The sequence below is a fragment of the Pseudomonas sp. BCRC 81390 genome (assembly GCF_030341915.1).
Taxonomy (GTDB): Bacteria; Pseudomonadota; Gammaproteobacteria; order Pseudomonadales; family Pseudomonadaceae; genus Aquipseudomonas.
The window spans coordinates 105,469-115,774 of sequence record NZ_JATAAG010000025.1 but is presented as its reverse complement, the minus strand read 5'-3'; the positions used below and the strand labels follow the sequence as shown (position 1 = coordinate 115,774).

Below are 10,306 nucleotides of genomic sequence, written 5' to 3'. Positions count from 1 at the left end.
GCGGCCTTGTGCCGCGATCGGGCCGCAACGCGGCGCCAAGGTTTCAGCTCCGCCGCCTGAATTGCTGGGGCCGCTTTGCGGCCCTTTCGCGGCACAAGGCCGCTCCTACACGATCGTGTAATGGGGTCAGATCAGGCTCAGGAAGGCCTGGCGCCATTGCGCATTGGCCGGTAACGCCAGGAAATGCGGGTTGAGCAACGACTCCCGCGGCGGGTAGCGGAACGGCAAGCCATCCAGCCCGATCACCTCGCCCCCGGCGCCTTCCACCACCCCCTGGGCCGCCGCCGTGTCCCACTGCGAGGTCGGCGCCAGGCGCGGATAACAATCAGCGCTACCTTCCGCCAACAGGCAGAATTTCAACGAACTGCCAATGTTGGCCAGCTCCAGCTCACCCAGCGCAGCACCCAGCCCGGCCAACAGCGCTTCCTGTTCGGGGCTGGAATGCCGACGGCTGGCGACCACGGTAAAGCGCTCACCCAGTGGCGGTGCATTGCGTACCTGGATTGGCTCAGCGGCTTCACCGGCTTGCGCACGCCAGGCGCCCAGCCCACGGCCACCGAAGTAGCAGCGCCGATTGGTTGGCATCGACACCACACCAAACACCACCTCGCCGTTTTCCACCAGGGCGATGTTGACGGTGAATTCCTCGCTACCGGCAATGAACTCCTTGGTGCCATCCAGCGGGTCGACCAGCCACCAGCGCTGCCAGCGCTGGCGCTCGGCCAAGGGGATATTGCAGTCTTCTTCGGACAGCAGCGGAATCTGCGGCGCCAGCGCCAGCAGGCCATCAGCGAGCACCCGGTGCGCCGCCAGGTCGGCGGCCGTCACCGGCGAATCGTCAGCCTTGCTGGTCACGGCCACATCGGCGCGCCAGAACGGCAGGATCGCCTCGCCGGCCTTCAGCGCCAGCTTGACCACTTGGTGCATCAGTTGCAGGTCGTTCATGCTTCCAGCAGCCCCCGCTGGATCAGCAGGTCTCGGGCCAGGTACAGCGCCGCCAGGGCACGGCCCTCGGTGAACTGCGGGTGCATGGCCAAGGCCGAAAGCTCGCGCAGGTTGACCTTGTCGACCCGCATCGGCTCCGGCTCGTCGCCCTCCAGGCGCTCCTCGTACAGGTCGCTGGCCAGCACCACCTGGATCTTCTGGCTCATGTAGCCGGGCGACAGCGACAGCTCGGTCAGGTGCTCCAGTTGGCGCGCACCGAAACCGGCCTCTTCCTTGAGCTCCCGGTCGGCTGCCGCCAGCACGTCCTCGCCCGGCTCGATCAGGCCCTTGGGCAACGACAGCTCATATTCATCGGTGCCGCCACAGTATTCTTCCACCAGCACGGCATGCTCGGCGTCGAGCATGGCCACGATCATTACCGCGCCGTAGCCATTGCCACGCCCCACCAGGCGCTCGTAGGTGCGCTCGGTGCCATTGCTGAAGCGCAATTGCACGGCTTCGACGCGAAACAGGCGGCTGCTGGCGACGATTTCGCGGCTGAGGACAGTGGGTTTCTGGCGCATGGGGCGGCTCCTTGGCGTGAACGGGTTACTATACCGTGGCTTGCCGACTGAACGAGAATTTCCCATGCCTGTTCTTCCCTGGTCTGCCATCGATACTGTCCTGCTGGACATGGACGGCACCCTGCTCGACCTGCATTACGACAACCGCTTCTGGCTGGACCATCTGCCCCAGCGCTATGCCGAGCTGCACGGGGTAAGCCGGGCCATGGCGGAAATGGAACTGCAGCCGCTGTTCGAACGTAATGCCGGTACGCTCAACTGGTATTGCCTGGACTTCTGGAGCCGCGAGCTGCGCTTGCCGATTCGCGAGCTGAAACGGGAAATCGCCGACCTGATTGCCCTGCGCCCGGATGCCGACACGTTCCTGGCGGCCATTCGCAAGGCCGGCAAGCGCGTGGTGATGATCACCAATGCGCACCGGGACTCACTGTCGCTGAAGCTGGAGCGGGTGGAGCTGGCGCCGTATTTCGAGCGGCTGATCAGCTCGCATGATTATGGCTACCCGAAGGAGAGCCCGCAGTTCTGGGATGCCTTGCAGGCGGATATCGGCTTTGCACCGGAACGCAGCCTGTTCATTGATGACACCCTGGCTATCCTGCGTAGTGCGCGGCGCTTTGGCGTGGAGCATCTGCTGGCGGTGCGCCAGCCCGATAGCCAGGCGGGGCCACGGGATACCGAAGAGTTTGCCGCAGTCGAGGATTACCGGGAGCTGCTGGCAGGCCTGTGAGGGCCTCTTCGCAGGTATGCCCGCGAAGAGGCCGCTACCGGCTGTAGAGATCAGTCAGGAATACGCAGCACCTGCCCCGGGTAGATCTTGTCCGGGTGCTTTAGCATCGGTTTGTTGGCCTCGAAGATCTTCTGGTACTTGTTGGGGTCGCCGTACACCTTCTTCGAGATGGCACTCAGCGTGTCGCCCTTCTCCACGGTCACGAACCGCGCCGCCTGCGCCACCGGGCCGGTTACGGTGATCTGGTCATCGACACTGGCGACACCGCTGATGTTGCCCGCCGCCAGAATGATTTTCTCCTTTTCCTCCTGGCTGGCCACTTCGCCTTGGAGGATGATCTTGTCACCCTCGACCGTGACCTTGATGTTCGGGTTACCCAGGCCGACACTTTCCACGTGCTTTTTCAGCTGTTGCTCGGCGTTGGCATTACCCGGGGTCAGTAGATCGATCAACTTTTCGCCCGCTTCTTTCACAAAACTGAACAGACTCATGACACTCTCCTTGTTGACGTGAAACCGTTGGACAGTGAAGTCTAGGCGAAGACTCCGCCGCCCCCACCTGCATCTGCCATCGACGCGCTCTATCAAGGCATAGACCCTAGCGATTAGACGCCGCCAGCCCGCCCGCCTAGGCTTGTGCTATCTGATAGCTGCCGATAGCTCCGGTGAACAACCAGCCCCGATGAAAAGCAAGCCTCCGCTCTGCGCGGCCTCGCCCTTGTCCATGCCCGCAGCCAGCAACACCTACGATTACGTCCAGCTCAACGACGCCCGACGCGACAGCACCCCCTTGGCCGAAGAAGTGGCCCTGGCCATTGCCTACAACGGCCTGAACCAGGCGGTGATGTTGGTCAGCCCCACCGACCTGGAGGACTTCGCGGTCGGCTTCAGCGTCGGCAGCGGTATTGTCGAAGGTACTGCGGAAATCTACGACCTGAAACTCTCTGGCAGTGGCTCGGCGCTGTATGCCGACCTGGAGATTTCCAGCCGTGCATTCTGGAACCTGAAGAACCAGCGCCGCCAGCTGGCCGGTACCAGTGGTTGTGGCCTGTGCGGAGTCGAAGCGCTGGAGCAGGCATTGCCGGACCTGGCCGAGCTGCCTGGCGCCCCCTTGCCGCCAGCGCAATGGCTGGCCGGGCTGCGGGAACGCATCGATGCCTTCCAACCTCTTGGCCAGCATTGCGGCGCGGTGCATGCGGCGCTGTTCATGGACCGCAACGGCGAACTGTTGCTCGGCCGCGAAGACATCGGCCGGCACAACGCCCTCGACAAGCTGATCGGTGCACTGCTGCGCCAGGGCATCGACAGCCAGGGCGGCCTGGCCATCGTCACCAGCCGCTGCAGCCTGGAGCTGATCCAGAAGGTGCTGCGTGCCGGTATCCAGACCCTGGTCAGCCTGTCGGCGCCGACCGGCCTTGCCCTGCAATGGGCACGCAAACACAACCTCAACCTCATCCATCTGCCCAAGCACAGCGCACCGCGGGTCTACAGCCCTGCGGCGGAGTCGTAACAGTCGTGACCTCGTACCAGCAATTCCCGGAAAACGCCCCAGCCTCCCCCCCTCGCTACAAGCCCTACCACGGCCCCGCCGGTGGCTGGGGTGCGTTGCGCAGCGTGGCCAAGGCCTGGGTCGGCAGCGACAACGCGCTGAAGAACATTCGCGCGCTGCTCAAGACCAACCAGAACGGCGGTTTCGACTGCCCAGGCTGCGCCTGGGGCGACTCGCCGGAAAGCGGTATGGTCAAGTTCTGCGAGAACGGCGCCAAGGCGGTGAACTGGGAAGCGACCAAGCGCCGCGTCGATGCAGCCTTCTTTGCCCGCTACAGCGTCACTTCGCTGCTGGGCCAGAGCGACTATTGGCTCGAATATCAGGGGCGCCTGACCGAACCCATGGTCTACGACGCCCCCAGCGACCGCTACCTGCCGATCAGCTGGGATGCCGCCTTCGCCATGATCGGGCGCGAACTGAACAAGCTGGCCAGCCCTGACCAGGCCGAGTTCTACACTTCGGGCCGCGCCAGCAACGAAGCGGCGTACCTGTACCAGCTGTTCGTGCGCGCCTACGGCACCAACAACTTCCCGGACTGTTCGAACATGTGCCACGAAGCCAGTGGTGTGGCCCTGGCGCAAAGCGTCGGGGTGGGCAAGGGCACCGTCACCTTCGACGACTTCGAACACGCCGATGCGATCTTCGTCTGGGGCCAGAACCCGGGCACCAACCACCCGCGCATGCTCGACCCGCTGCGCGACGCGGTGAAGCGCGGTGCCCAGGTGGTGTGCGTCAACCCGCTCAAGGAACGTGGCCTGGAGCGCTTCCAGCATCCCCAGCACCCGCTGGAAATGCTGACCAACAGCGACCGCCCGACCAACACCGCGTACTTCCGCCCAGCCCTGGGCGGCGACATGGCGATGCTGCGCGGCATGGCCAAGTTCATGCTGCAGTGGGAGCGCGAAGCCCAGGCCAAGGGCGAACCGGCGGTGTTCGACCACGCCTTCATCGCCGAGCATGGCCAGGGTGTCGACGACTACCTGGCGGTGGTGGACGCTACCCCGTGGCAACAGATCCAGACGCAGTCCGGCCTGTCCCTGGCCGATATCGAACTGGCTGCACGCATGTATTGCCGTGGCAAACGGGTAATCATGTGCTGGGCGATGGGCATCACCCAGCACCGCCATTCGGTGCCGACCATCCAGGAAATCGTCAACCTGCAGCTGTTGCGCGGCAATATCGGCGTGCCGGGCGCGGGCCTGTGCCCGGTGCGCGGCCATAGCAACGTGCAGGGTGACCGTACCATGGGCATCAACGAGCGCCCCCCAGCGGCGCTGCTCGATGCCCTGGAAAAGCGCTTTGGCTTCCCCGTACCACGGCACCATGGCCACAACACCGTCGAGGCGATCCACGCCATGCTCGACGGCCGGGCCAAGGTATTCATCGGCCTGGGCGGCAACTTCGCCCAGGCGACGCCAGACACCGAGCGCACTGCCCAGGCGCTGCGCAACTGCGAACTGACCGTGCACATCAGCACCAAGCTCAACCGCAGCCACCTCGTGCATGGCAAGCAGGCGCTGATCCTGCCGTGCCTGGGGCGGACCGACATTGACCTGCAGGCCGATGGGCCACAGGCGGTGACCGTGGAGGACTCGTTCAGCATGGTCCACGCATCCAATGGCCAGCTGAAACCGCTGTCACCGCAGATGCGCTCGGAGCCGGCGGTTGTCGCCGGCATCGCCGCCGCGACCCTGGGCAAGACCCCGGTGGACTGGCATTGGCTGGTGGCCGATTACGACCGCATCCGCGACCTGATTGGCGATACCATTGCCGGCTTCAGCGGCTTTAACCAGCGCCTGCGCCAGCCGGGCGGTTTCTACCTGGGCAACAGCGCCGCCAGCCGCGAGTGGAAAACCAGTACCCGCCGGGCCAACTTCAAGGCCAACCTGCTGCCCGACACCCTGCTCGACGCGCGTGTGGCCGCCAGCGGCCAACTGCCCGACCTGATCCTGCAATCGATGCGCTCGCACGATCAGTACAACACCACCATCTACGGCCTGGACGACCGCTACCGCGGTGTGCGCGGCCAGCGCGAAGTATTGTTCGCCAACGAAGCCGATATCCTCCGCCTGGGCTTCCAGCCAGGGCAGAAGGTCGACATCGTGTCGTTGTGGGGTGATGGGCATGTACGCCGGGTGCAGGGCTTCACCCTGCTGGCCTTCGACATCCCGGCCGGGCAGGCGGCGGCTTATTACCCAGAGGTGAACCCGCTGGTGCCGCTGGAGAGCGTTGGTGATGGCAGCTACACACCGACCTCGAAGTTCATTGCCATCAAGCTGGAGCGGGCGCAGGGCGACGGGCGAATCCTCTAGACTGCGTCGGCCTGTTCACGGCCAAAGCCGCCTGTACAGGTGCAGCGTCAAGTCGAAGCCGAGTGTGTAGGAGCGGATTTATCCGCAAAACAGGCGGCGCGATGGATGGGCACCAATGATCGCGGCTGATACCCCTACAGGGAAAATTACAAACCTGAGAAGTGGTGTTTCCGTGGAATCGGCTATAACCGCAAAGAGGCCAGGAGCCCCACCGCCAAAAACGAAAAAGCCCTGTTCCAGTGCGGTTCAGGGCTTCGTCATAAAAGTCTCAGACAGCGAAAAATCGATAAAGTTTCACTGTAAATACAGCAACTTAGAGAATTGTGTACAACTCGTGTTACTCGTCGGATTTCCATTGCAAGGCGGGCTTGTTAGCCTCAAATTCGCCTCGTCATCCCTATGAGGCTCTCTTGATGAAGAAGTACTCCTCGATATTGTTGTTGTCTTTCAGCTTGCTCAGCGGCGTTGCCATGGCAGGCGGCACCACCGAAGCCGGCATTGGCGGCGCATTGGGTGGGGTACTGGGCTCTGTCGTGGGCAACTCCATCGGCGGTAGCACAGGCGGCGCCATTGGTGCGGGTCTGGGCGGCGCAGCGGGTGGCGCCCTGGGTGCCGACAAACGCCAGCGTGGCGAGGCCGCAATCGGCGGCGCGCTGGGCGCGGCAGGTGGTAACGTAGTCGGTCGCTCGGTAGGCGGCACTACCGGTAGCTACATTGGCGCAGCAGCCGGCGGTGGCGCCGGTGGCGCACTGGGTAACTACCTGGGCAAGGAAGCCGACGAAGATGATTACCACGATGGCCGCCGCTACCGTCGTGGCTATGATGACGACCGCCGTCACTGGGACCGTGGCCACCACTACGGTCACCGCAAGCACAAGCGCCACTGGCGCGACTAATGCCTGGGGCCCCTGCCCCGGCGACAAAAGCCCCGCCCCTGCCAGCGGGGCTTTTTCATGCCTGCAGTTCCAGCGTGACGCCGGACAGGATCACCTGCAACGTCTCTGGCAGCGTTACAGGCCGTCCACTGGCGCGTTCGATGAACACCTGCACCACCGTCCCTGCCGCACAGGCCTCCGGCTCGCCCGGACGGAACAGCGCCAGGCGGTACTGCACCGTACTGCCCGCCAGGCGCGCCACTCCCAACCCGACTTCCAGTACATCCGGAAAGCCCGGCAACGCATAGAAATCCGCTGCGGAACTGACCACGAAGGCTGCCAGCTCGCCGTCGCGCAGGTCCAGTTCGACCTGTTCGACGAGGAACCCCTGGATTGCGGTTTCGAAGAAGCCGTGCACGGTGGCACCGGCGATGTGGCCGTTGACGTCGTTGTCCTGAGGACGGGTGAGGATGGGGTGGAAATGGGAGAAGGCAGTGCGCTGGGGGGCTTCGGTCATCTGGCTGGCTCTTGTCTTCGCGATGGATGCTGACAGTGAAACAGAAAAACCCGATTTCCGCTGCTGGTGCTGGCCCTTTGTAGAGGCGCTTGCCAGCCGGGAGTAACAAAAAAGCCGCCCCGAGGGGCGGCTTTTCGTTGCAACCGGCTGCAGCTTACAGCTGCGGACCAGCAGCCTTGATGGCGTCGGATACGTCGAACTTCTTGAAGTTCTCGATGAACAGCTTGGCCAGGCCCTTGGCAGCCTCGTCGTAGGCCGCCTTGTCAGCCCAGTTGGTGCGCGGGTTGAGCAGTTCGGTTTCAACGCCCGGAACAGCCTTCGGCACGTCCAGGTTGATGATGTCCAGGTGCTCGGTTTCGGCACCGACCAGCGCGCCGCTCTGGATCGCAGCGATCACCGCACGGGTGGTCGGAATGCTGAAGCGCTTGCCAACGCCGTAGCCACCACCGGTCCAGCCGGTGTTGACCAGGTAGACCTTGGAGTTGAAGCCATTGATACGCTTGATCAGAAGCTCAGCGTACTCGCCAGCCGGACGCGGGAAGAACGGTGCGCCGAAGCAGGTGGAGAAGGTCGACTTGATGCCGCCACCCGAACCCATTTCAGTGGAACCGACCAGCGCGGTGTAGCCGGACAGGAAGTGGTAGGCCGCCTGCTCGTTGTTCAGGATCGACACCGGCGGCAAAACACCGGTCAGGTGTCAGGAAGATGACTGCGTTCGGCTCGCCGCCCAGGTTCGCTTCGGAACGCTTGGCCACGTGCTCCAGCGGGTAGGCCGCACGGCTGTTCTGGGTCAGGCTGACGTCGGTGTAGTCGGCATGCTTGTTGGCGTCGAGCACGACGTTTTCCAGCACTGCACCGTGCTTGATGGCTTTCCAGATGACCGGCTCGTTCTTCTCGGACAGGTCGATGCACTTGGCGTAGCAGCCGCCTTCCATGTTGAACACCACGCCCTCGCCCCAGCCGTGCTCGTCGTCACCGATCAGGTAACGGCTTTCGTCGGCCGACAGGGTGGTCTTGCCGGTGCCGGACAGGCCGAAGAACAGGGTCACGTCGCCGGCTTCGCCGATGTTGGCAGCGCAGTGCATCGGCAGTACGTCGGCAGCCGGCAGCAGGAAGTTCTGCACCGAGAACATGGCTTTCTTCATTTCGCCGGCGTAGCGCATGCCAGCGATCAGCACCTTCTTCTGGGCGAAGTTGATGATCACGCAACCGTCGGAGTTGGTACCGTCACGCTCAGGCTCGCAGACGAAGTTGGCCACGTTGAGGATCTGCCACTCACTGCGGCCAGCCGGGTTGTACTGCTCCGGGTTGATGAACAGGCAACGACCGAACAGGTTCTGCCAGGCAGTCTGGGTGGTCATCTTCACCGGCAGGTAGTGCTCGGCAGCCGCCCCTACGTGAACGTAGGAAACGAAGTGATCCTGGGCGTTGTTGAACGCCTCGACGCGGTCCCACAGGGCATCGAACTTGTCGGCCGGGAACTTGCGGTTGATCGGGCCCCAGGCAATGGCGTCCTGGGTGGAAGGTTCTTCGACGATGAAACGGTCCGCCGGCGAACGGCCAGTACGGTGACCAGTCTCCACGACCAGTGCGCCAGTATCGGCTAGTACGCCTTCACCGCGTTGCAGCGCTTCTTTTACCAGCTCATCGACGCTCAGGTCGGTGTACACGGTGTTGTTGGCTTGCGTCATGAGATACCCCATCCGGCCCGAGGCCGAGTGCTCCAAACGTTTTGTAGTTGTCTCGAAAAAACTACTACAGCGAAAAAAGTGGCCGGATTATGCCAGAAACGCCCAAAAAAAGTAGGCCCCTCCTGTCAGAACTGCGCTTTTGCGCAATTCGACAGGAGATTATCCTGTAGTTAAACGTTTCAGTGACGAGTTTCTGAGGCTACGTCCGTGCCGCCACCGGCAAACAATTGCGCCACGTCACTGGCGTCGAAGAAATAGCGCTCGTTGCAGAACTGGCAATCGATCTCGACCTGCCCGCCGCACTCCTCCACCAACGCCTTGGCGTCTTGCTCGCCCAGACTGACCAGCGCATTGCCGGAACGTTCACGAGAGCAGCTGCAATTGAAGCGCAGCGGCTGGATGTCGAACAGGCGCACGGCATCTTCGTGGTACAGGCGGTGCAACAGGGTTTCGTTGTCCAGCGCCCATTCCTCGGCCTTTAGCGTCGTGGCCAGGGCCACCACGTGCTGCCAGCTTTCTTCGCGCTCTTCGTCGTCGGGCTGGCGATCGCGCGGCAGTTGCTGCAGCAGCAGACCACGGGCCTTGCCGCCTTCGGCATGCAGCCAGAAACGGGTATTGAGCTGTTGCGACTGCACGAAGTAATTGGTGAAGCACTCCGACAGGCTGCTGCCATCGAGGTCGACAGTGCCTTGGTAGCGCTGGCCCTTGACCGGGTCGATGGTCAGGGTCAGGTGACCGTCGGGCATCAGCTGCGACAAGGTCGCAGCGGCCGGGATCTGGTCCGCTTCGTAGCGGGCCATGCCGCGGATATCGCGGTCACCGGAGCATTCGACCATCAGCAGCGGGATCGGCCCCGCCGAACGCGCCTGCAGAACCAGCAGGCCATCGAACTTCAGCGCCCCCACCAACAAGGCAGTGGCGGCCATCAGCTCACCGAGCAGAGCCTGCACTGGCTGCGGGTATTCATGACGTGCCAGCACCGCGGCGTAGCTGTCATCGAGAGACACCCACTCGCCGCGCACATCGCGCTCGTCGAAGATGAAACGTTGGGTGAAATCGGTATCAGGCAAGTCGCTCATAGGTTTTGGCTATCTGAGAATAATGACAAAATGGTTACAAGGGTTGTCG

Annotated in this window: 9 protein-coding genes and 1 pseudogene; 4 read left to right on the top strand and 6 right to left on the bottom strand. The window is 63.1% G+C overall.

Going from position 1 to position 10,306, the window contains the following annotated elements; genetic code table 11:
* Positions 1-126: 126 nt before the first annotated feature.
* Positions 127-945 carry a 3'(2'),5'-bisphosphate nucleotidase CysQ gene (gene cysQ / locus QSV36_RS11330; protein WP_289131667.1) on the bottom strand — a complete coding sequence of 273 codons (819 nt, stop codon included), beginning with the start codon at positions 943-945 and terminating at the stop codon, positions 127-129.
* Positions 942-1,508, bottom strand: a complete 567-nt coding sequence (gene nudE / locus QSV36_RS11325) for an ADP compounds hydrolase NudE (RefSeq protein ID WP_110637846.1) — start codon at positions 1,506-1,508, stop codon at positions 942-944. Before nudE ends, cysQ begins: the two co-directional genes overlap by 4 nt.
* Positions 1,509-1,572: 64 nt before the next feature.
* On the opposite strand from nudE, the gene yrfG reads away from it, so the two are divergent.
* Positions 1,573-2,235: a GMP/IMP nucleotidase gene (gene yrfG / locus QSV36_RS11320; protein ID WP_289131666.1), complete on the top strand. Its 663-nt coding sequence runs from the start codon at positions 1,573-1,575 to the stop codon at positions 2,233-2,235.
* Positions 2,236-2,285: 50 nt separating this feature from the next.
* Here yrfG and lysM read toward each other — a convergent pair whose 3' ends face one another.
* On the bottom strand, positions 2,286-2,726 hold the full coding sequence (gene lysM, locus QSV36_RS11315) for a peptidoglycan-binding protein LysM (protein ID WP_289131665.1): 441 nt from the start codon (positions 2,724-2,726) through the stop codon (positions 2,286-2,288).
* 190 nt (positions 2,727-2,916) lie between these two features.
* Here lysM and fdhD point away from each other — a divergent pair, with 190 nt between their 5' ends.
* From fdhD to QSV36_RS11300, 3 genes are all read left to right on the top strand, one after another.
* Positions 2,917-3,744 carry a formate dehydrogenase accessory sulfurtransferase FdhD gene (gene fdhD, locus QSV36_RS11310; protein WP_289131664.1) on the top strand — a complete coding sequence of 276 codons (828 nt, stop codon included), beginning with the start codon at positions 2,917-2,919 and terminating at the stop codon, positions 3,742-3,744.
* A 5-nt stretch (positions 3,745-3,749) separates the two neighbouring features.
* Positions 3,750-6,095 (top strand): FdhF/YdeP family oxidoreductase, encoded by a 2,346-nt coding sequence (locus QSV36_RS11305; protein ID WP_289131663.1) that lies wholly within the window; start codon positions 3,750-3,752, stop codon positions 6,093-6,095.
* 413 nt (positions 6,096-6,508) lie between these two features.
* Entirely contained in the window at positions 6,509-6,991 is a 483-nt protein-coding gene (locus QSV36_RS11300; protein ID WP_225780021.1) for a YMGG-like glycine zipper-containing protein, read from the top strand.
* A 55-nt stretch (positions 6,992-7,046) separates the two neighbouring features.
* Here QSV36_RS11300 and QSV36_RS11295 read toward each other — a convergent pair whose 3' ends face one another.
* The 3 genes and pseudogenes from QSV36_RS11295 to hslO form a co-directional block, all read right to left on the bottom strand.
* Complete coding sequence (locus QSV36_RS11295) at positions 7,047-7,487, bottom strand: acyl-CoA thioesterase (protein ID WP_289131662.1); 441 nt, start codon at positions 7,485-7,487, stop codon at positions 7,047-7,049.
* 154 nt (positions 7,488-7,641) lie between these two features.
* Positions 7,642-9,178, bottom strand: a pseudogene (locus QSV36_RS11290) (phosphoenolpyruvate carboxykinase).
* Positions 9,179-9,357: 179 nt separating this feature from the next.
* Positions 9,358-10,257 (bottom strand): Hsp33 family molecular chaperone HslO, encoded by a 900-nt coding sequence (hslO, locus tag QSV36_RS11285; RefSeq protein WP_289131661.1) that lies wholly within the window; start codon positions 10,255-10,257, stop codon positions 9,358-9,360.
* Between the last annotated feature and the right edge of the window lie 49 nt (positions 10,258-10,306).

What these genes read in the sequence shown, in the direction of transcription:
- cysQ (WP_289131667.1), bottom strand. Translation starts at nt 945, where the DNA reads ATGAACGACCTGCAACTGATGCACCAAGTGGTCAAGCTGGCGCTGAAG.
- nudE (WP_110637846.1), bottom strand. Translation starts at nt 1,508, where the DNA reads ATGCGCCAGAAACCCACTGTCCTCAGCCGCGAAATCGTCGCCAGCAGC.
- yrfG (WP_289131666.1), top strand. Translation starts at nt 1,573, where the DNA reads ATGCCTGTTCTTCCCTGGTCTGCCATCGATACTGTCCTGCTGGACATG.
- lysM (WP_289131665.1), bottom strand. Translation starts at nt 2,726, where the DNA reads ATGAGTCTGTTCAGTTTTGTGAAAGAAGCGGGCGAAAAGTTGATCGAT.
- fdhD (WP_289131664.1), top strand. Translation starts at nt 2,917, where the DNA reads ATGAAAAGCAAGCCTCCGCTCTGCGCGGCCTCGCCCTTGTCCATGCCC.
- QSV36_RS11300 (WP_225780021.1), top strand. Translation starts at nt 6,509, where the DNA reads ATGAAGAAGTACTCCTCGATATTGTTGTTGTCTTTCAGCTTGCTCAGC.
- QSV36_RS11295 (WP_289131662.1), bottom strand. Translation starts at nt 7,487, where the DNA reads ATGACCGAAGCCCCCCAGCGCACTGCCTTCTCCCATTTCCACCCCATC.
- hslO (WP_289131661.1), bottom strand. Translation starts at nt 10,257, where the DNA reads ATGAGCGACTTGCCTGATACCGATTTCACCCAACGTTTCATCTTCGAC.